The 20,386-nt window shown below is 74.8% G+C and carries 17 protein-coding genes; 6 read left to right on the plus strand and 11 right to left on the minus strand.

Going from position 1 to position 20,386, the window contains the following annotated elements:
* Positions 1 to 37: 37 nt before the first annotated feature.
* Positions 38 to 454 (plus strand): VOC family protein, encoded by a 417-nt coding sequence (locus DQ241_RS12380; RefSeq protein ID WP_113830519.1) that lies wholly within the window; start codon positions 38 to 40, stop codon positions 452 to 454.
* A 69-nt stretch (positions 455 to 523) separates the two neighbouring features.
* The gene (locus DQ241_RS12385; protein ID WP_199584475.1) at positions 524 to 853 is read left to right on the plus strand and encodes a putative quinol monooxygenase; all 330 of its coding nucleotides are present in this window, start codon (positions 524 to 526) and stop codon (positions 851 to 853) included.
* Between the two features lies 1 nt (position 854).
* On the opposite strand, the gene cimA is transcribed toward DQ241_RS12385, so the two are convergent.
* Complete coding sequence (gene cimA, locus DQ241_RS12390; RefSeq protein ID WP_113830521.1) at positions 855 to 2,441, minus strand: citramalate synthase; 1,587 nt, start codon at positions 2,439 to 2,441, stop codon at positions 855 to 857.
* Positions 2,442 to 2,638: 197 nt separating this feature from the next.
* On the opposite strand from cimA, the gene DQ241_RS12395 reads away from it, so the two are divergent.
* Positions 2,639 to 3,043: a hypothetical protein gene (locus tag DQ241_RS12395; protein WP_113830522.1), complete on the plus strand. Its 405-nt coding sequence runs from the start codon at positions 2,639 to 2,641 to the stop codon at positions 3,041 to 3,043.
* Between the two features lie 7 nt (positions 3,044 to 3,050).
* On the opposite strand, the gene DQ241_RS12400 is transcribed toward DQ241_RS12395, so the two are convergent.
* From DQ241_RS12400 to serA, 3 genes are read right to left on the minus strand one after another with little or no spacing between them, the layout of a single operon-like run.
* Complete coding sequence (locus DQ241_RS12400) at positions 3,051 to 3,524, minus strand: hypothetical protein (protein WP_113830523.1); 474 nt, start codon at positions 3,522 to 3,524, stop codon at positions 3,051 to 3,053.
* A 15-nt stretch (positions 3,525 to 3,539) separates the two neighbouring features.
* Positions 3,540 to 4,562 carry a 3-isopropylmalate dehydrogenase gene (locus tag DQ241_RS12405; protein WP_113830524.1) on the minus strand — a complete coding sequence of 341 codons (1,023 nt, stop codon included), beginning with the start codon at positions 4,560 to 4,562 and terminating at the stop codon, positions 3,540 to 3,542.
* Between the two features lie 16 nt (positions 4,563 to 4,578).
* On the minus strand, positions 4,579 to 6,180 hold the full coding sequence (gene serA, locus DQ241_RS12410) for a phosphoglycerate dehydrogenase (protein WP_113830525.1): 1,602 nt from the start codon (positions 6,178 to 6,180) through the stop codon (positions 4,579 to 4,581).
* Positions 6,181 to 6,371: 191 nt separating this feature from the next.
* Between serA and DQ241_RS12415 the strand changes: the two genes are divergently transcribed.
* Positions 6,372 to 6,983, plus strand: a complete 612-nt coding sequence (locus DQ241_RS12415) for a DUF805 domain-containing protein (protein ID WP_113830526.1) — start codon at positions 6,372 to 6,374, stop codon at positions 6,981 to 6,983.
* Positions 6,984 to 7,063: 80 nt separating this feature from the next.
* On the opposite strand, the gene ilvC is transcribed toward DQ241_RS12415, so the two are convergent.
* The 6 genes from ilvC to ilvD form a co-directional block, all read right to left on the minus strand.
* On the minus strand, positions 7,064 to 8,092 hold the full coding sequence (ilvC, locus tag DQ241_RS12420; protein ID WP_113830527.1) for a ketol-acid reductoisomerase: 1,029 nt from the start codon (positions 8,090 to 8,092) through the stop codon (positions 7,064 to 7,066).
* A gap of 116 nt (positions 8,093 to 8,208) precedes the next feature.
* On the minus strand, positions 8,209 to 8,736 hold the full coding sequence (gene ilvN, locus DQ241_RS12425; RefSeq protein ID WP_113830528.1) for an acetolactate synthase small subunit: 528 nt from the start codon (positions 8,734 to 8,736) through the stop codon (positions 8,209 to 8,211).
* Positions 8,737 to 8,749: 13 nt separating this feature from the next.
* Positions 8,750 to 10,633: an acetolactate synthase large subunit gene (locus tag DQ241_RS12430; RefSeq protein ID WP_113830529.1), complete on the minus strand. Its 1,884-nt coding sequence runs from the start codon at positions 10,631 to 10,633 to the stop codon at positions 8,750 to 8,752.
* A gap of 218 nt (positions 10,634 to 10,851) precedes the next feature.
* Entirely contained in the window at positions 10,852 to 13,572 is a 2,721-nt protein-coding gene (locus DQ241_RS12435) for a bifunctional diguanylate cyclase/phosphodiesterase (RefSeq protein ID WP_113830530.1), read from the minus strand.
* Positions 13,569 to 16,181, minus strand: coding sequence for a bifunctional diguanylate cyclase/phosphodiesterase (locus DQ241_RS12440; protein WP_113830531.1), 2,613 nt, complete (start codon positions 16,179 to 16,181; stop codon positions 13,569 to 13,571). Before DQ241_RS12440 ends, DQ241_RS12435 begins: the two co-directional genes overlap by 4 nt.
* A 68-nt stretch (positions 16,182 to 16,249) precedes the next feature.
* Positions 16,250 to 17,956, minus strand: coding sequence for a dihydroxy-acid dehydratase (gene ilvD / locus DQ241_RS12445; protein ID WP_113830532.1), 1,707 nt, complete (start codon positions 17,954 to 17,956; stop codon positions 16,250 to 16,252).
* A gap of 87 nt (positions 17,957 to 18,043) precedes the next feature.
* On the opposite strand from ilvD, the gene DQ241_RS12450 reads away from it, so the two are divergent.
* Both DQ241_RS12450 and DQ241_RS12455 read left to right on the plus strand, forming a co-directional pair.
* Entirely contained in the window at positions 18,044 to 18,997 is a 954-nt protein-coding gene (locus tag DQ241_RS12450) for a helix-turn-helix transcriptional regulator (RefSeq protein WP_233492398.1), read from the plus strand.
* Positions 18,998 to 19,035: 38 nt separating this feature from the next.
* Positions 19,036 to 19,416: a PH domain-containing protein gene (locus tag DQ241_RS12455; protein ID WP_113830533.1), complete on the plus strand. Its 381-nt coding sequence runs from the start codon at positions 19,036 to 19,038 to the stop codon at positions 19,414 to 19,416.
* On the opposite strand, the gene DQ241_RS12460 is transcribed toward DQ241_RS12455, so the two are convergent.
* On the minus strand, positions 19,410 to 20,354 hold the full coding sequence (locus tag DQ241_RS12460) for a 2-hydroxyacid dehydrogenase (protein ID WP_199584477.1): 945 nt from the start codon (positions 20,352 to 20,354) through the stop codon (positions 19,410 to 19,412). The genes DQ241_RS12455 and DQ241_RS12460 overlap by 7 nt on opposite strands.
* Positions 20,355 to 20,386: the final 32 nt, after the last annotated feature.

A 20,386-nucleotide genomic window follows, 5' to 3' on the forward strand; every position in this document is an offset into this window, starting at 1 on the left:
GAGGTTAGCCGCGCCCCGTCCTGCCTACTGCCCGCCCATGGCCTGCCGCTTCTCCGAGGTCGTCGTCGACTGCCGGGACCCCGAGTCGCTGGCCGCCTTCTGGGCAGCGGTGCTCGGCTACCGGGTGCTGGACCGCGAGGAGGACGGCAGCGTCGAGATCGGCCCGGAGGAGGGGTTCGGCGGCCCCGCCCCGACCCTCGTCTTCGGGAAGGTCGACGACCCGACGCCGGGCAAGCTCCGGCTGCACCTCGACGTCAGCCCCACCGACCGCGACCAGGACGCCGAGCTGCAGCGGCTGCTGGACCTGGGCGCCACCCCGGCCGACGTCGGCCAGACCGGGGAGGAGAGCTGGCACGTGCTCGCCGACCCGGAGGGCAACGAGTTCTGCCTGCTGCGTGATCGGCTGCCCTCCGGGCAGCAACCGCGGCCAGGAGCCGTCCCCCCGCCAGAATGAGCCCACCCGTCGCCCCTGCGCGGACCCCTCCGGGGCCCACTCGGGGCGACCATGCAGAAAGGCCCTTCCGTGATCCTGATCGTCGTCAAGTTCCCCGTCCGGCCCGAGCGCGCCGACGAGTGGACCGCCCTGGCCGCGGACTACGCCCGCGGCGTGAACGCCGAGGAGGGCTCGCTGTTCTTCGAGTGGTCCCGCAGCCTCGAGGACCCGAACACCTTCGTCTGCATCGAGGGCTTCCGGGACGCCGACGCCGGCGCCGCGCACGTCGGCACCGACCACTTCAAGCGCTTCGTCGACGTCGCGCCGGACCTGGTCTCCGCCCAGCCTCAGATCATCTACGTCGACGCGCCCGACGTCCCCGGCTTCGGCCCGATGGGCGAGATCCAGCCGCGCGGCTGATTCAGCCGGCGGCGGGGCGGCGCAGCACGGCGTAGGTGAGCGCGTCGACCAGCGCGTGCCACGAGGCCTCGACGATGTTGGCGTGGACCCCGACGGTGGTCCACTCCCCCACGCCGTCGGTGGTGTCGATCAGCACCCGGGTGGTCGCGCTGGTGCCGCCCTTCCAGCCGAGGATGCGGACCTTGTAGTCGGCCAGGGCGACGTCGGCCAGCTGCGGGTGGCGGTTGACCAGCGCCTGCCGCAGCGCGTTGTCCAGCGCGTTGACCGGGCCGTTGCCCTCCGCGGTGCTGATGATCCGCTCGCCGTCGACGTGCACCTTGACCGTGGCCTCGCTGACCACCACGCCGTTGCCCCAGTGCTCGACGGAGGTCTTGTAGCTCTCCAGCTCGAACAGCGGCGCCGGCGCATCCGGCAGCTGGGCGCGCAGCAGCAGCTCGAAGGAGGCGTCGGCGGCCTCGAAGGACCAGCCGTCGGCCTCCAGCACCTTCACCTGGTCGACGACCCGCCCGATCGCGTCGGACTGGCCGGTGAGGTCGACGCCGAGCTCGCGGCCCTTGAGCTCGACCGAGGCGCGGCCCGCCATCTCGGTGACCAGGATGCGCATGTCGTTGCCGACGACGGCCGGGTCGAGGTGGTTGTACAGCTCGGGGCTGACCTTGATGGCGCTGGCGTGCAGGCCGGCCTTGTGGGCGAAGGCCGAGGCGCCGACGAACGGCTGGTGGTCGTCGGGGGCGATGTTGGCCAGCTCGGCGATCGCGTGGCTCACCCGCTGCAGCTCCGGCAGGCACTCCGCGGGCACGACCGGCAGGCCCATCTTGGTCACCAGGTTGCCGATCAGCGCGAAGGTGTCGGCGTTGCCGGCGCGCTCGCCGTAGCCGTTCGCCGTCCCCTGCACGTGCGTGACCCCGGCCTCGACGGCGGCGAGGGTGTTGGCCACGGCGCAGCCGGTGTCGTCCTGGCAGTGGATGCCGAGCTTCCCGCCGACCCGCGACCGCACGTCGGCCACCACCCGGCCCACGCCCATGGGCAGCATGCCGCCGTTGGTGTCGCACAGGACGCCGACCTCGGCACCGGCGTCGAAGGCCGCCTGCAGCACCCGCACGCCGTAGTCCGGGTCCGCGGCGTAGCCGTCGAAGAAGTGCTCGCAGTCGAGGAAGACCCGCCGTCCGTGGGCGACGAAGAAGGCGACGGTGTCGGCCACCATCGCCAGGTTCTCCTCCAGCGTGGTCCGCAGCGCCTCGCGGACGTGCCGGACGTCGGACTTGGCGACCAGGCAGACCACCGGCGTCTCGGCGTCCAGCAGCGCCCGCACCTGCGGGTCGTCCTCGACGCGGACGCCGGCCTTGCGGGTGGCCCCGAACGCGACCAGCTGCGCGTGCCGCAGCTTCAGCTCGGTGCGGGCGCGGGAGAAGAACTCGGTGTCCTTCGGCAGCGCACCGGGCCAGCCGCCCTCGATGAAGCCCACGCCGATCTCGTCCAGCAGGCGGGCGACGGCCAGCTTGTCGGCGACGGAGTAGCTGACGCCCTCCCGCTGGGCGCCGTCGCGCAGCGTCGTGTCGAAGACGTGGAAGTCGAGATCGGTGCTCACGCCTGGCTCCTGGTCGTGTCGGTGGGACGTCCCGGCAAACAAAAAGACCCCCCGGGAACGGGAGGTCTGCGCGCAGTCGGGGAGGGACTGCGCGCTAGGCGATAATGAACGTGCCGGTGGTGGACATCGCGACGAGTAAACCACGGGCACCGGAAATCACGTGAGCGCGCCGCCGCGGGCTGGCAGGCTGCCCCGTCGTGATCCCGACCGGCTGGACCCCCGTGCACCGCAGCGATGGCGAGCAGGTCGGCTGGCTGGCCCCCGCCGACGCCGACGCCGACGGCCCGGTGCGGCCGCTGCTGCTCACCGGCGTCCCGCTGGCCGGGCCGCAGCCCGTCGAGGACGCCACGGCGCTGCTGCGGGACCGCGGCCTGCGGGCCCTGGACCGCCGCTGGTGGGCGCGGCTGCCCGGGGCCCCGCTGAGGGGCGTGCAGCCGGTCCACCGGCCGGAGCCCGCATGGGACTGGCACCCCGTCGTGCTGGTCGAGGTCTCCCCCGCCGGCGCGGTGGTGCGCCCCGAGTTCGCCGGCCCCGGCGACACGGGCCGGGCGAGCCTGCCCGTCCCGGTCGGGGACCTGCTGCGGGCCGAGCCACCCGCGTAGGCCTCGCTCAGCCGCCGAAGCGGGCCAGCACCCGCTCGCTGAACTCGACGAGGTAGGGCAGGTCGCGCAGGTCCTCGGGGGCGACGTCCACGCCCCGGGCGCGCAGCAGCTCGGCCAGCTCCGCCCAGGGGTGGTCCTCGCCGGTGTCCTCGGCGTCGTCGGGGAGCACGGCACCCAGGACGTCGTCGGTCAGCTGCTCCAGCCGCAGGCCCGCCAGGAGGTCGGCAGCGCCACCGGTGGTGAACCCGCGATCGGCGTGCAGCCGGAGCCGACGCCCGTCGGAGAGGTCGGCGAACTCGGTCACCCGGAAGGAGATCGCCCGCGGGTCCAGGACCGGCACGCCGGGCTCAGGCGCGTACGGCGCCCAGCCGGAGGCGTCGGGCGCGCCCGCCGACGAGGCCTGTGCGAGCAGCTCCGCCCGGGCCTCCTCCTCGGTCACCAGGTCGCACTCCGCTCCCAGGGCGATGACCGCCGCGCCCACCCGGCCGCCCCCGGCTCAGCCGCTGGCGAGCGCGGCCAGCCGGTCGCCGACCTCCGCCGTCCGGACCGGCTGCTGCGGGTCGCGGGTGGAGAGGTCGAAGGCGACCGCGGCGTTGACCTTGCGCGCCTGCTCGGCACGGCCGAGGTGGTCCAGCAGCATCGCGACCGAGAGCACCGTGGCGGTCGGGTCGGCGATCCCCTGCCCGGCGATGTCCGGCGCCGAGCCGTGCACCGGCTCGAACATGCTGGGGTTGGTGCCCGAGGCGTCGAGGTTGCCGCTGGCCGCCAGCCCGATGCCCCCGGTGACGGCGGCGGCGATGTCGGTGACGATGTCGCCGAACAGGTTGTCGGTGACGATCACGTCGTAGCGGCTCGGGTCGGTGATGAAGAACATCGACGCGGCGTCCACGTGCTGGTAGGCGACGGTGACCTCGGGGAACTCCGCCGACACCTCCTCCACGACCCGCGACCACAGCCCGCCGGCGTGCGTGAGCACGTTGGTCTTGTGGATCAGCGTCAGGTGCTTGCGCGGGCGGGCGACGGCCCGCTCGAACGCGTACCGGACCACCCGCTCCACGCCGAAGGCGGTGTTGAGGCTGACCTCGGTGGCGATCTCCTGCGGGGTGTCCTTGCGCAGCACGCCGCCGTTGCCGACGTAGGGGCCCTCGGTGCCCTCGCGCACGCAGAGCATGTCGATCGGGCCCTCGGCGGTCAGCGGACCGCGCACGCCGTCGTACAGCTTGGCCGGGCGCAGGTTGACGTGGTGGTCCAGCTCGAAACGCAGCCGCAGCAGCAGCCCGCGCTCGAGGATGCCCGGCGGGACGCTCGGGTCGCCGATCGCGCCCAGCAGGATCGCGTCGTGCTGGCGCAGCTCGTCGAGCACGCCGTCCGGCAGCAGCTCGCCGGTGCGCAGCCACCGCGCGGCCCCGAGGTCGTACTGGGTGGGCTCGAGGTCGGGGGCCACCTCGCGGAGGACCTTCAGCCCCTCGGCCACCACCTCGGTGCCGATGCCGTCTCCGGGGATCACTGCCAAGCGCATGAGGGGAACTCCTGGATCAGAGGGTGTCGAGGTCGGCGGCGCGGGCCTCGCGCGCACCGATGCGGCCGGCGATGTCCTCGAGCAGCTCCGGCGTGACCGGGCTGTCGACGGTGACGGCCATGAGCGCCTCGCCGCCCTCGGTGGTCCGGCTGACCTGGGCGCCGGCGATGTTGATCCCGGCCTCGCCCAGCGCCGCACCGACCGCGCCGACGACCCCGGGCCGGTCGGCGTAGGTGAAGAACAGCAGGTAGCCCGACGCCGACAGGTCGATCTCGAAGCCGGCGACCTCGGTCAGCCGGGGCACCTGGTTCTTGCCGAACAGGGTGCCGGAGACCGTCACCTGCCGGCCGTCGGCCATCGCGCCGCGGACGGTGACCAGGTTGCGGTAGGTGGGGCTCTCCACGTCGCTGGTGAGGGCGACGTCGAGCCCGCGCTGCTCGGCGAACAGCGGGGCGTTGACGTAGGTGACCTGCTCCTCGACGACGTCGGAGAAGACGCCCTTGAGCACGGCCAGCTGCAGCACCGAGTCGTCGAACTCCGCGAGCTTGCCGCGCACGTCGACGGTGAGCGACTGGGCCAGCCCGCCGGCCACCGCGGTGAACACGCGGCCGAGCTTCTCGGCCAGCGGCAGCCCCGGGCGCACGTCCTCGGCGACGACCCCGCCGGCCTGGACGTTGACCGCGTCGGGCACGAACTCCCCCTGCAGGGCCAGGCGCACCGACCGGGCGACGGCGGCGCCGGCCTTGTCCTGGGCCTCGTTCGTCGAGGCACCCAGGTGCGGGGTGACGACCGTGTTCGGCAGCCCGAACAGGGGGCTGTCGGTGCACGGCTCCTTGGCGTAGACGTCGATGCCGGCCGCGCCGACCTGGCCCGACGCCAGGGCGTCGGCCAGCGCCGCCTCGTCGACCAGCCCGCCGCGGGCGGCGTTGACGATGATGACGCCGCGCTTGGTCGTGGCCAGCTCGTCGGCGCCGATGAGGCCGAGCGTCTCGGGGGTCTTGGGCAGGTGGATGGTGATGAAGTCCGACTCGCGGAGCAGCTCCTCCAGCGACACCATCCGGACGCCCAGCTGGGCGGCCCGCCCGGGCTGGATGTAGGGGTCGTAGGCGATCAGCTCGACGTCGAAGGCGGCCAGCCGCTGGGCGACCAGCTGGCCGATGCGGCCGAGGCCGACCACGCCGACGGTCTTCTCGGTGACCTCGACGCCGGTGAACTTCGACCGCTTCCACTGGCCCTCGCGCAGCGACGCGTCGGCGGCCGGGATGCGGCGGGCGGCGGCGAGCAGCAGCGCGACGGCGTGCTCGGCCGCGCTCACGATGTTGGAGGTGGGCGCGTTGACCACCATGACGCCGCGCTCGGTGGCGGCGGCGACGTCGACGTTGTCCAGGCCGATGCCGGCACGGGCGACGACCTTGAGGTTCGGCGCGGCGGCCAGCGCCTCGGCGTCGATCTGGGTGGCGCTGCGGATCATCACCGCCGCGGCCTCGGCCAGCGCGGGCAGCAGGGCGGCGCGGTCGGCGCCGTCGACGTGGCGGATCTCCACCTCGGTCCCCAACACCTCCAGGACGCTGGGCGCGAGCTCTTCGGCGATCAGGACGACGGGCGCGGTCGTGGTCACAGGGCGACAGCCTAGGGACGCTGGCCGCGGGGAGGACGACCGGCCCCTCTGACGTGAGACAGCCGTCCCACTGGGCGGGACAGGTGGTGCTCGACCCCGTTCGTGCGCGCGGGACGTGCCCCCCGCGCCCTAGACTCCCGCGCCACCGCCCGCCACCACGGCGGGCCCGCGATCAGGAGGACCACCGTCCCATGACGAACCCGACCGGCCCCGGCCAGGACCAGCCGCAGGGCGGTGGCGACCAGAACCCCTGGGGCACGCCCCCGCCGCCGCCCCCCGGTGGCTACGGCCAGCAGCCGTACGGGCAGCAGGGGTACGGCCAGCAGCCCGGCTACGGGCAGCAGCCCTACGGCCAGCCGGGGTACGGCCAGCAGGGCTACCCCGCGGCTCCCGGGTACGCCGGACCCGCCGGCGCCAGCCCGCAGCTCGACATCGCCACCGCCGTCCGGAGCGTGCTGAACCAGTACGCGGTCTTCACCGGCCGGGCCCGGCGCTCGGAGTTCTGGTGGTTCTACCTGGCCAACGTGCTGGCCTCGATCGTCGCCTCGGTCGTCGACCAGGCGATCGGCGCTCCGCTGCTGCAGATCATCGTCGCGCTCGGCCTGCTCATCCCGGGCCTGGCCGTCGGGGCGCGGCGGCTGCACGACACCGGCAAGTCCGGCTGGTGGCAGCTGATCGCCCTCGTGCCGCTGGTGGGCATCATCCTGCTGATCGTGTGGTGGGCCCAGGACGGGGACCCGGCCCCGAACCAGCACGGTCCCTCGCCGAAGTACCTCGCGGGCGGCGGCTACCCGGCCTACTAGAAGGACGCCCTGCCCCCGCAGGGCGCCACGAGCACAACGGCCCCCGTCACCTCGCGGTGACGGGGGCCGTTCTGCGTCGCTCAGTTGCGGGCGGCGGTGCCGGTGTAGTCGTCGGAGGCCGACACCCAGCTCATCAGGCCGCGCAGCTTGCGCCCGGTCTCCTCGATCGGGTGCGCCTCGGCCTCGGCGCGGCGGCGCTTGAAGTCCGGCGCCCCGGCGTCCTGGTCGGCGATGAACGCCGCGGCCCACGAGCCGTCCTTGATCGCGGCCAGGACCTCGCCCATCGACTGCTTGACGCGGGCGTCGATGACCTTGGGGCCCGAGGTGTAGTCGCCGTACTCGGCGGTGTCGGACACCGACCAGCGCTGCTTGGCGATGCCGCCCTCGTACATGAGGTCGACGATCAGCTTGAGCTCGTGCAGGCACTCGAAGTAGGCGACCTCGGGCTGGTAGCCGGCCTCGGTCAGGGTCTCGAACCCGGCGGTGATCAGCGCGCTGGCGCCACCGCAGAGCACGGCCTGCTCGCCGAACAGGTCGGTCTCGGTCTCCTCGGCGAAGGTCGTCTTGATGACGCCGGCGCGGGTGCCGCCGATCGCCTTGGCGTAGGACAGCGCCAGCTGCAGCGCGTTGCCGCTGGCGTCCTGCTCGACGGCGACGAGGCAGGGCACGCCCTTGCCGTTCTCGAACTCGCGGCGCACCAGGTGGCCGGGGCCCTTCGGGGCGACCATGGCGACGTCGACGCCGGCCGGGGGCTTGATGTAGCCGAACCGGATGTTGAAGCCGTGGCCGAAGAAGAGCGCGTCGCCGTCCTGCAGGTTCGGCTCGACGGACTCGGTGTACAGGTGCCGCTGCACGTGGTCCGGCGCCAGGATCATGATCAGGTCGGCCTCGGCGGCCGCCTCGGCGGGCGTGACCACCCGCAGGCCCTCGGCCTCGGCCTTGGCCCGGCTCTTGGATCCCTCGGGCAGGCCGACGCGGACGTCGACGCCCGAGTCGCGCAGCGACAGCGCGTGCGCGTGCCCCTGGCTGCCGTAGCCCAGGACGGCGACGGTGCGCCCCTGGATGATCGAGAGGTCGGCGTCGTCGTCGTAGAAGATCTCGGCGGCCATGCGGTCGTGCTCCTTCGAGTTCTGCTTTATCGCGATAAAGCTCGGGTGGGTTCTCGGCCCCGTCGCAGGGTCCCTCGGCGTGCGGAGCGCGTCGTGGGGGGCGACGGGGTCCTTGCTCAGGCGCTGCGTTCGACCGGGCGCAAGGTACCGGCGCCCGACATGGACCGCGGTCCGCGGCCCAGGGCGACGGTGCCGGACTGCGCCATCTCCTTGATCCCCAGCGGGGCGAGGACGGCGAGCAGGGCCTGCAGCTTGTCGGGCGTCCCGGTCGCCTCGAGGGTGACCGTGTCCGGGTTGACGTCGATGACGCGGGCGCGGAAGAGCTCGGCGGTCTGCAGCACCTGGGTGCGCTCGGCCATCGGCGCGCGCACCTTCACCAGCAGCAGCTCGCGCTGCACGGCGGCCTCGCCGTCCAGCTCGACGATCTTGATGATCTCGACGAGCTTGTTCAGCTGCTTGGTGATCTGCTCCAGCGGCTGGCTCTCCGCGTCCACGACGATCGTCATGCGGGACAGGTCGGGGTTCTCGGTGGGCCCGACGGCGAGGGACTCGATGTTGAACGCGCGGCGGCTGAACAGCGCCGAGACGCGGGCCAGGACACCGGACTTGTTCTCGACGAGCACCGAGAGCGTGTGGCGGGTCATCTGCGTCGTCCCCTCAGACCTGGTTGTCGCCGAAGACCGGGCGCAGCCCGCGCGCGGCCATGATGTCGTCGTTGCTGGCACCGGCGGCGACCATCGGCCACACCTGCGCGTCCGAGCCGACGACGAAGTCGATGACGACCGGGGCGTCGGTGATCGCCATGGCCTTCTCGATGACGGCGTCGACGTCGTCCCTGCTCTCGCAGCGCAGCCCCACGCAGCCCAGCGCCTCGGCGAGCGCGACGAAGTCGGGGATGCGCACCGGCTTGGGCGTGCCGTCCGCGTTGCGGGCGTGCAGCTTGGTGTTGGAGTACCGGCCCTCGTAGAAGAGGGTCTGCCACTGCCGCACCATGCCGAGGTTGCCGTTGTTGATGACGGCGACCTTCACCGGGATGCCCTCGATGGCGCAGGTGGCCAGTTCCTGGTTGGTCATCTGGAAGCAGCCGTCGCCGTCGATGGCCCACACCGTCGTCTCCGGGCAGCCGTACTTGGCGCCCATCGCGGCCGGGACGGCGTAGCCCATGGTCCCGAGGCCGCCGCTGTTGAGCCAGGTGCCGGGCTTCTCGTACCGGATGAACTGCGCGGCCCACATCTGGTGCTGGCCGACGCCCGCGGTGTAGATCGCGTCCGGGCCGGCGATCGCGCCGATCCGCTCGATCACGTACTGCGGGGAGAGCGCGCCATCCTCGGGCCAGTCGTAGCCGAGCGGGTAGCGCTCCCGCCAGTCGTCGAGCTGGGCCCACCAGGCGGCCAGGTCCGGCGTGCGGCCGGCCTCGTGCTCGCCCCGCAGGGCGGTGACCAGCTGGGCGATGGTCTCCTTCGCGTCGCCGACGATCGGCACGTCGGCCTTGCGGTTCTTGCCGATCTCGGCCGGGTCGATGTCGGCGTGCACCACCTGCGCGTCCGGGGCGAAGGTGGCGAGGTCGCCGGTCACCCGGTCGTCGAAGCGCGCCCCCAGGGCCACCAGGACGTCGGCCTTCTGCAGCGCGGTCACCGCGGCCACCGTGCCGTGCATGCCGGGCATGCCCAGGTGCTGGCGGTGGCTGTCGGGGAACGCCCCGCGCGCCATGAGGGTGGTCACCACGGGGGCGCCGGTCAGCTCGGCGAGCTCGGCCAGCTCCTCGGTGGCGCCGGCCTTGAGCACTCCGCCGCCCACGTAGAGCACCGGGCGGGAGGCGCCGGCGATCAGCGCTGCGGCCTCGCGCACCTGCTTGCCGTGCGGGCGGGTGGTCGGCTTGTAGCCGGGCAGGTCCAGCCGCGGGGGCCAGGAGAAGTCGGTCGTCGCCTGGAGCACGTCCTTGGGGACGTCGACCAGCACCGGCCCGGGACGGCCCGTGGCGGCCAGGTGGAACGCCTCGGCGATCCGCTGCGGGATCTCGGCGGCGTCGGTGACCAGGAAGTTGTGCTTGGTGATCGGCATCGTGATGCCGCGGATGTCGGCCTCCTGGAAGGCGTCGGTGCCGATCGACCCGCTGGGCACCTGACCGGTGATCGCCACGACCGGGACCGAGTCCATGTAGGCGTCGGCCAGCGGCGTCACCAGGTTGGTCGCGCCCGGACCCGAGGTCGCCATGCAGACGCCGACCCGCCCGGTGGCCTGCGCGTACCCCGTCGCGGCGTGCCCGGCGCCCTGCTCGTGGCGCACCAGCACGTGCCGCACCTTCGAGTCGAAGAGCGGGTCGTAGAGCGGGAGGATCGCGCCACCGGGGATGCCGAAGACGACGTCGACGCCAACCGCCTCCAGCGACCGGACGAGGCTCTGCGCCCCGGTGATGCCGGTGGCCGGCTCGACCGCGGCGGCGGCCACGGACCGCGCCGTGGTCTCGACGCCGGTCAGCGCCTCCGCGGCCTCTCGGGTGGCGGCCTCTCGGGTGGCGGACTCGCTCGGGGGGGTGCTCATCTCGGGTCTCTCCTGGGCGGGGCTGGTGCGGGTGCCGGCCGGCTCGGTCGACGGGTGTCGGGCAACAAAAAACCCCTCGTGCCGCAGGCACGGAGGGGTCAGCGCGTCGGTCGGGCGACCGGCGCGCTAGGCGACTACGAGGAGGCTGCGGGGGCAGCCGTCGACGAGCAGGCAGGCGGAGGGCACCTGCACACTGTGCGCCCCGCGGAGCGCAGCCGTCAACCGCTCCGTCCCACCAGGTGGACATCGGCGTCCAGATCCGGCGGTACGTCGGCGGAACCGCGCAGCACGGCGCCGTCGAAGGTGGTCAGCAGCGTCCGCAGCTCCTCCGGCGGCACCGGCCGACCGAGCAGCCAGCCCTGCACGAAGGCGACCCCCAGCTCCCGCAGCTCGGCCAGCTGCCCCGCCGTCTCGACGCCCTCGGCGAGGACGTCGATGCCGAGCTTGCGCCCGAGGTCCACCACGCTGGACACCAGCGCGGCGCCCCGCGGGTCCCGGTCGACGTCGGCGACGAACTCCCGGTCCATCTTGAGCACGTCGACCGGCAGCCGGGCCAGGTAGGCCAGCGACGAGTAGCCCTTGCCGAAGTCGTCGAGGGCGATGACGCAGCCCATCTCGCGCAGCGCCGCGAAGTCGGTCTCCAGCCGGTCCTCGGCGCCGATCATCACCGACTCGGTGATCTCCAGCACGAACTTCCCCTTGGGGAGGCCGGCCGCGGCCAGCACCTTGGCGACGTCCGGGGCCAGGCTCCCGGCCTGCAGGTGCCGCACCGAGACGTTGATGCCCACCTGCAGGTCCCAGCCCTCGGCCAGCAGCGCCGCGGCCTCGGTCGCCGCCTGCTCCAGCACCCAGCGCTGCAGCGGCACGATGAGACCGTCGTCCTCGGCGAGGGAGATGAACTCGTCGGGCGCCACGGTGCCCAGCAGCGGGTGCTCCCACCGCACGAGGGCCTCGAGCCCGACGATCCGGTCCTGGTGGATGCCGGCGATGGGCTGGTAGACGACCCGCAGCTGGCCCTCCTCGAGCGCGGCCGGGAGGTCGCGGGCCAGCCGGGTGCGCCGGCCCATCGCGCTGTCGATCGCCGTGCCCGAGGAGCGCACGCAGTTCTTGCCGGCCGCCTTGGCCGCGCGCAGCGCCAGGTCGGCCTGCCGGACGGCGGTGGCCGCCTCCTCCTCCGGCTGCACGGGCGCGACGCCGATGCTGGCGGAGATGGGGAAGACCGGGCCGAGACCGTCGGCGGCCGGCGCGCGGTAGGTCCGGTCGAGCAGGCCGAGCAGCCGCTCGGCGAGAGCGGCGGCCTCCTCGGCGTTCCCGGGCACCAGGAGGGCGAACTCGTCGCCGCCGAGCCGGGCCACGAGATCGCGGTCGCGCGCGCCGGCGCGCAGCCGGTCGGCCACCTCGCCCAGCAGCCGGTCACCGGCCTCGTGCCCGGCGACGTCGTTGACCGCCTTGAACCCGTCGAGGTCGACCAGGAGGACGCAGGCGGGCTCCCCCTCGCCGGCCCGGGCCCGGGCGGCCTCGAGGGCGGCCATGAACCGGGCCCGGTTGGGCAGGCCGGTGAGGTAGTCGGTGTAGGCCATGCGCTCCAGCTCGAGCTCCGTCGAGCGGCGCGCGCTGACGTCGCGGAGGTGCAGGACCAGCCCGTCGCGCAGCGCGGTCCCGGGCACGCCCGCCCGGGCGGCACCGGAGATCTCGACGTCGCGCCAGTCGCCGGCCGCGGTGCGCAGCCGCACGGTCGCGGGCAGACCCGGCGGCGTCGCGCCGGCCAGCGCTCCGGCGGCACGGGTGACGACCTCGCGGTCGCCCTCGTGCAGCAGCTCGGGCAGCCGGCGGCCGGTCAGCTCGCGCAGGGTCCAGCCGAGCTGGCTGCGGGCCGAGCCGGAGGCCCAGGTGATCGTGCCCTCGCGGTCGAGGACGACGGTGACGTCCTCGGCGCTGGACACCAGCGCCCGCAGGTAGGACTCGGTGCGCAGCAGCCGGCGCTTCAGCCGCCGCTCGTCGGCGGCCCACACGAGGGTCCGCACGAAGGTGAGCACCAGCAGGGTGCTCACCGCGAGCAGCTCCACGAGCACCAGCGGCCGCCCGCCCCACCACGAGCCGAGCAGTGCCAGCGTCACCGAGAAGGACAGGCAGTAGCTGACGACGACGCCGACCAGCGGCACGTCGTTGGACTCCGCGGTGACCGGACCGGGGTCGGCGGCCAGCGCCCGGGTGGCCGAACCGACCATCGCCAGGTAGGCGAGGGTGGTCACGACGTCGAGCACCGGCGAGGGGGCGGTCGCGGCCACGGCGCCGCTGGCCATGGCGACGGCCAGCGCGGCGAAGCCGGTCAGGAGCCACGCCGCGGCCCTCCGGCGCGGGGCCGAGACACCCGCGAAGGTGACGATGCCGGCGGCGAACAGGACCGTGCTGACGGCCGGGTAGCCGATGGTGAGCAGGGCGTCGGCGCCGGCCGTGGCCCGCCCGGCGACCGGCAGCAGCGCCTCGGTGAGGACGCCGACGGCGATCAGCGTCACGGCCGCGTCGAGGACGACCGGGAAGCGCACCCGGGTACCGGCCGACCGGACCAGGCGGGTGCACAGCACCGCGGCGGCCGGGCCGGTGGCGGCCAGCGCCAGGTCGGCGAGGCCGGACTCCGTGGGGTTCATGCCCGCCCCCGTGGCCGCGCGCACGAGCTGGCCCAGCGCGAGCAGGAAGCCGATGACCGCGAAGGTCCGCCACGTCTCGCTCGTCGAACCCGGCAGGGCGGCGGCGTGCAGGCACACCCGGACGGAGACGGCGACCGTCACCACCCCGACGACTGCGGGCGCGAGGACCCCCGTCCAGCCGGGGAGCAGCAGCTCCTGCGCGGCCAGCACGAGCGCGGCGGCGGTCAGGAGGGCGGCGACCCGCGCGCGCGGCCACACCGGCGGCGCGACGGTCTCGTCGGCGGCGCTCACCGCGTGCCGACCAGCCCGGGCCAGAGCACCCCGGCGTCCTCGCTGAGCAGGGCGCTGACCTGCGCCCACGCCATGGGCCGCGCGAGCACGAAGCCCTGCGCGTACGCGCAGCCGAAGCCGCGGACGGCGGCGAGCTGCGCCGCCGTCTCGACGCCCTCGGCGATGACCTCCATGCCGAGCTCCCGGCCGATGCCGACCACCGACTCGCACAGCGCCCGGATCTGCGGGTCGCGGTCGACCCGCGACACGAACGTCCGGTCGAGCGTGACCAGGTCGATCGGCATGCGGGTGAGGTGCGCCAGGGCCGAGGAGCCGCCGCCGAAGCCGGTCAGGGCCACGCGCACGCCCATGAGCCGCAGCGTCGAGACGTCCAGCGCCGCCCGCTCGTCGGCCGCGGCGACGGCGTCCGCGCCGATCTCGAGGACGAGCCGCTGGGCCGGCAGGCCGGAGGTCCGCAGCGCGACCTCCACGTCGGCGACCAGGGCGCCCGTGGCGAGGTAGGCGGCCGGCACCTCGACGCCGATGCGGACGGTGTCCTCGGGTGCGGACGCGGCCGCCGCGGTCGCCTGCTCCAGCGCCCACGACTGGAGCTCGCGGATCAGGCCGGTGCGCTCGGCGAGCGGCAGGAACTCCGCGGGCGGGATGTCGCCCAGCTCGGGGTGGCACCAGCGGAGGAGCGCCTCGAGGCCGGCGATCCGCTGCTGGCCGAGGGACACCACCGGCTGGAAGAGCAGGAACAGCTCGCCGCGGGCGCGGGCACCGCGCAGGTCGGCGGAGAGCCGCTCCTGCCGCGCGGCGGCCTCGCCCAGCGCCGGGCAGTACCGCTGCGCGGTCCCGGGCCCGGCCACGTGGGAGGCGCGGACCGCGAGGTCGGCCCGGGTGAGGACGTCCTCGAGCCCCAGCCCCTCCTCGAGGGTGACCACGCCGACGAACGCGGTGAGGTCGACGATGCCGGCCGCCGTGGCGATCGGCTGCTCGACCACGGCGAGGCAGCGGCCGGCCAGCCGGTCGACGTCGGCGTCGTCCCCGGCGGCCACCACGGCGAAGGCGCCGCCGCCCAGCCGGGCGACGAGGTCGTCGCCGCGGACGGTGGCCCGGAGCCGTCGGCCGACCTCGGCCACGACGGTGCTGACGACCTCGCGGCCCGCGGTGGCGCGGGCGGCGGCGAGGCCCTCGAGCTCGATCATGAGCAGGGTGGCGGGCTCGGCGCCGGCGTCCGCGAGGGCCGCCTGCACCGCCTCCACCATCCCGGCCCGGTTGGGCAGCCCGGTCATGGGGTCGGTGTAGGCGACGCCGAGCAGGGCCTGCTCGCGCGCGTGCCGCTCGGTCATGTCCCGCATCTGGAGGACGACGGCGCCGACGTCGGCGACGTCGCGCAGGTCGGAGACGGCCGCCTCGAGGTAGTGCCAGCCGCCGTCGGCGCCGCGCAGCCGCAGGAGGCGGAGCCCGGGCTCGCCGGTGGCCAGCGCGGTGGCCAGGCCGGCGGCGTCCTCGGGGTTCACCTCGTCGAGCAGCGGGCGGCCGACCAGCCGGCCGGCCACGGGCCCGAGGATCCGCTCGAGGGACGGCGAGGTCCAGGACACCCGCAGGTCGCCGTCGAGCAGCACGACGGCGTCGTGGCCGGCACCGACCAGGGAGCGGAAGTAGGCCTCGTTGCGCCGCAGGGCCGCGGCCATGCGGTGCTGCTCGCACCCGGTCAGCCAGCGGTGGACCGTGGCCAGCAGGACGGCCACGACGATGCCCGCCCAGGCGGCCGCGTCCAGCGGTCCGCTGGAGAAGCGCAGCACCCCGGCGGCGACGACGGCCACCAGCAGGGCGACGTAGGGCAGGAGCTGGCCGAGGTCGAAGGCCCGCGCGGCGCTGCGGCGCGGGCGCCCGACGGGGTCCCTGCCCGGATCGCTGAGGACGGCCGCGCAGAGCAGCAGGAGGCCGCCCACCACGAGGAAGCGGGCGACGTCGAGGAGCGCGGGCGCGCCGGACAGGATGGAGGAGGTGCCCAGGCCCCGCCCGGTGGTGAGCAGGACGGTGCCGGCGAGCAGGACCAGGGCCATCGGCCGCCGGTGCTGCTCGACGACGCCGAGCACGGTGAGCGCGGCGGCGATGGTGGCCGCGGTGACCAGGACCGCGGCACCCAGGACCAGCTGCTCCCCCGGGCGGAGGTCACCCCAGTCCCCCACCGGGCGGACGACGAGGAGCTGGAACAGGACGAGGCCGGCGGTGAGGAACAGCGCGACCTCTACCGCGGTCCGCCGGCCGGCGCGCAGCCGGCCGGGCTCGACGAGGGCGAGGATCGCGACGATCGCGATCAGGTAGCCGGGCACCGTCGGCACCCAGCGCAGCACGACGTGCTCCAGCGGGGTCTGCGGTGCCGACGCGGCGGCGAGGCCCGCGCCCAGGACCGGGAACAGGGGTCCCAGGGCGAACAGCCGCCAGCCCCACGGCAGGCCGGGCCGGCCACCGGCGACCCAGAGGGTCGCGCTGGCGACCAGGCCCGTGCCGACGACGGCGAGGTCACCCCACCCGCTCAGGGCAGGGTGCGCCGCGGCGGCCGCGCAGGCGAGGAGCACCGGCACGGCGACCGCGAGCAGCCACCAACGACGCGGGTCCACACCCCGTCAGTCGGCACCCCGGGGGCGCCGGTCGAGGGCGGTGCGGACGACGTCACCCGTGCGGGTGATCAGCCGCAGATCGCTCCCTGCGCCGCCGAGCCGACCAGCTTGGCGTACTTGGCGAGGACGCCACGGGTGTAGCGCGGCTCCGGCGCGGACCAGCCCCCCTGGCGGCGGGCCAGCTCCTCGTCGTCGACCAGCAGGTCCAGGGTGCGGCTGGCCAGGTCGAGCCGGACCCGGTCGCCGTCGCGGACGAAGGCGATCGGGCCGCCGTCGGCCGCCTCGGGTGCCACGTGGCCGATGCACAGCCCCGTCGTCCCCCCGGAGAACCGGCCGTCGGTGAGCAGCAGGACGTCCTTGCCCAGGCCCGCGCCCTTGATCGCGCCGGTGACGGCCAGCATCTCGCGCATGCCGGGGCCGCCGCGCGGGCCCTCGTAGCGGATGACGACCACGTCGCCGGGCTTCAGGGTGCCCTCGGTGACGGCGTCCATCGCGCCCTGCTCGCCGTCGAAGACGCGGGCGGTGCCCTCGAACACGTCGGCGTCGAAGCCGGCCGACTTCACGACCGCGCCGTCCGGCGCCAGCGAGCCGCGCAGGATGGTCAGGCCGCCCGTCTTGTGGATCGGGTCGTTCATCGCGTGCACGATCGTGCCGTCGAGGTCCGGCGGTGCGATCTCGGCCAGGTTCTCGGCCATCGTCTTCCCGGTGACGGTGAGCGCGTCGCCGTGCAGCAGGCCGGCGTCGAGCAGCGCGCGCAGCACGACCGGGACGCCGCCCACGCGGTCGATGTCGGTCATGACGAAGCGGCCGAAGGGCTTCACGTCGGCCAGGTGCGGCGTGCGGTCGCCGATCCGGTTGAAGTCCTCGAGCGTGAGGTCGACCTGCGCCTCGTGCGCGATCGCCAGCAGGTGCAGCACGGCGTTCGTCGAGCCGCCGAGCGCCATGACCACGGTGATGGCGTTCTCGAACGCCTCCTTGGTCATGATCTGGCGGGCGGTGATGCCCTTGCGCAGCAGGTTGACCACGGCCTCGCCGCTGGCGACGGCGAACGCGTCGCGGCGGCTGTCGGGCGCGGGCGGGGCCGCGCTGCCCGGCAGCGCCATGCCCAGCGCCTCGGCGACGCTGGCCATCGTGTTCGCGGTGTACATGCCGCCGCAGGAGCCCATGCCGGGGCAGGCGGCCTTCTCGATGGCGTCGAGGTCCTCGCGGGTGATCAGGCCGCGGGCGCACGCGCCGACGCCCTCGAAGACGTCGATGATCGTGAGGTCGTCGCGGTCGCCGAGCTTGCCGGGCAGGGTCGAGCCGGAGTAGAGGAAGACGCTGGCCAGGTCGAGGCGGGCGGCGGCCATGAGCATGCCGGGCAGCGACTTGTCGCAGCCGGCCAGCAGCACCGAGCCGTCCAGGCGCTCGGCGAACATGACGGTCTCCACCGAGTCGGCGATGACCTCCCGCGACACCAGCGAGGCGCGCATGCCCTCGTGGCCCATCGAGATCCCGTCGGAGACCGAGATCGTGCCGAACTCGAGCGGGTAGCCGCCGGCGGCGTGCACGCCCTCCTTGGCCCGCTTGGCCAGCCGGTCCAGGGACAGGTTGCAGGGGGTGATCTCGTTCCACGACGAGGCGACACCGATCTGCGGCTTCTCCCAGTCGTCGTCGCCCATGCCGACGGCGCGGAGCATGGCGCGGGCCGGCGCCTTGGCGATCCCGTCGGTCACGTCGCGGCTGCGCGGCTTGACGTCGGCGGTGGTGGTGCGGGGGTCCTCGACGGTCGTCACGTCCGCCGAGGGTAGGCCGCCTGGTTCGGACGACAAGGACGGCGTCGATACTGGTACCGACACCACCACCGACCCGCAGGAGCCGACGTGCCGCCGTCCGCGCGCCGTGCCGATCCCCCACCCGCCCGCCGTGCCGATCCCCCACCCGCCCGCCGTGCCGATCCCCCACCCGCCCGCCGTGCCGATCCCCCACCCGCCCGCCGTGCCGATCCCCCACCCGCCCGCCGTGAGCTGGCCGAGTTCCTCCGCTCGCGCCGCCGCCAGGTCGACCCCGCCGCGGCCGGGCTGCCCTCCGGGGGCCCGCGCCGGACGCCGGGGCTGCGCCGCGAGGAGGTCGCGCTGCTCTCCGGCGTGAGCCACACCTGGTACACGTGGCTGGAGCAGGGCCGGGACATCCGGCCGTCGCGGCAGGTGGTCGACGCGCTGGCCCGCACGCTGCACATGACCCCGGCCGAGCACGAGTACCTGAAGGACCTCGCTGCCCCCCACCACTCGCAGGCTCGCGGCGGGGCCCTGCAGCGAGGCCGGAGCATGCCCGCCCACCTGCAGCGGCTGGTCGACGCCCTGGGCTCCTCCCCCGCGTACGTGATCACCGGCAGCTGGGCGATCGTCGGCTGGAACCGGGCCTACGAGCGGCTCTACCCCGGCGTGGCCGACGTGGCCGCCGGCGACCGGAACCTGCTCTGGTTGGTGTTCACCGATCCCGCGGTGCGCGCGCTGCTCGGCGACTGGACGACCGACAGCCGCCGCTTCCTCACCCAGTTCCGCGCCGAGGTGGGGCCGCGCCTGGCCGACCGCGAGGTGACCGACCTCGTGGCCCGGCTGGAGGAGGCCAGCCCGCACTTCCGCGCCGGCTGGGCCAGCCACGACGTCGACCGGTTCAGCTCCTCGCAGCGGCGGTTCGAGCACCCCGTCGTCGGCACGCTGCTGCTCGAGCACCACCAGCTGACGCCCGCGGACGCCCCGGGGCTGCAGCTGGTCGTCTACACCGCCGCCGAGGGCAGCGACGCCGCGGGCAAGCTGGCCCGCATGACGGCCTGAGGCGGTCGACCGCCCGGCCGGTGGGAGGATGGCGTCCCGTGGAGACCCCCGTCCGGTTCCGGTTGAGTCGCGGCGCGCTGGTCGCCGTCGCCCTGCTCGTCCTGTGCGTGGCCCCGGCCGCCGCCGCCTCGCCGTGGGGGCTGCCGCTGTTCCTGCTGCCGCTGGCCGCGGCGGTGTGGGTGCTGCGGGTGGGGGTGGACGTCGACGCCGACGCGGTGACCGCGCTCGGCGCCGTCGGCCGGCGCCGGGTCCCGTGGGGCGAGCTGGCGGGCATCCGCGTCGGCGAGCGGGGCGACCTGTGGCTGGTCACCACCGCCGGCACCGAGGTGCGGCTGCCGGTGGTCCGGGCGCGCGACCTGCTGCGGCTGGCCGAGGCCTCCGGCGGGCGGATCGCGCTGCCCGCCCCGCCGGCTCAGTAGTCGGCGACGACGTTCGCCAGCTCCTCGCCCGCGAGCACCCGGGCCAACTGGTCGGTGACCGCCCGCGCGGCGCGGGCGTTGGTCTGCGGCACGGCGCCGCCGACGTGCGGGGTGAGCAGCAGACCGGGGGCCGACCACAGCGGGTGGCCCTCGGGCAGCGGCTCGGGGTCGGTGACGTCGAGCGCGGCGCGCAGCCGGCCCGCGGCCAGCTCGGCGAGCAGGGCGTCGGTGTCGACGACGACGCCGCGCGCCGCGTTCACCAGGAGGGCGCCGTCGGCCATCGCGGCGAGGAAACGGGCGTCGACCAGTCCGGTGGTCTCCGGCGTGACCGGCACCAGGAGCACGACGACGTCGGCGTGCGGCAGCAGGTCGGGCAGCTGGTCGGTGCCGTGCACCCCCTCCCGGGCGGTGCGCGCGACGAAGGTGACCTCGACGTCGAAGGGCGCCATCATCCGGGCCACGGTGCGCCCGATGTCGCCGGCGCCGACGACCAGCACCCGGGCGCCGACCAGCGACCGGTGCGTGGCCGGCGCCCAGCGGCCCTGCTCCTGGGCGCGGACGAAGTCGGGCAGCCCGCGCTGGGCGGCGAGCACGGCCGAGAGGACCCACTCGGCGGTCGACGGCGTGTGCGCGCCGCGGGCGTTGCAGAGGACCACGCCCTCGGGCAGCCGGCCGGCGAACTTCTCGGCGCCGGCGCTGAGCAGCTGCACGAGGCGCAGCTCCGGCAGCGCCTCGACGAAGCCGGGCGGCAGGTCGGCGCCACCGCTGCGCGGCACCCACACCTGCGCCTGCGCGGCCTCGCCCGACGGCGGCCCGTCCGCGGCGTCGACCCGGAACGCGCGCACCCGCGGCGACACCGCCTCGACGGCGTCGGCGAGCGCCCGGGAGGGCACGAGGACGCGCAGCGGCTGGTCGGGGTGCAGGCTCAGTCGGGGCACGGCCCGACTCTAGGCAGACGTCCAGGAACCGC

The sequence above is a fragment of the Blastococcus sp. TF02A-30 genome (genome assembly GCF_003319185.1).
In the GTDB taxonomy this organism is placed as follows: domain Bacteria; phylum Actinomycetota; class Actinomycetes; order Mycobacteriales; family Geodermatophilaceae; genus Blastococcus.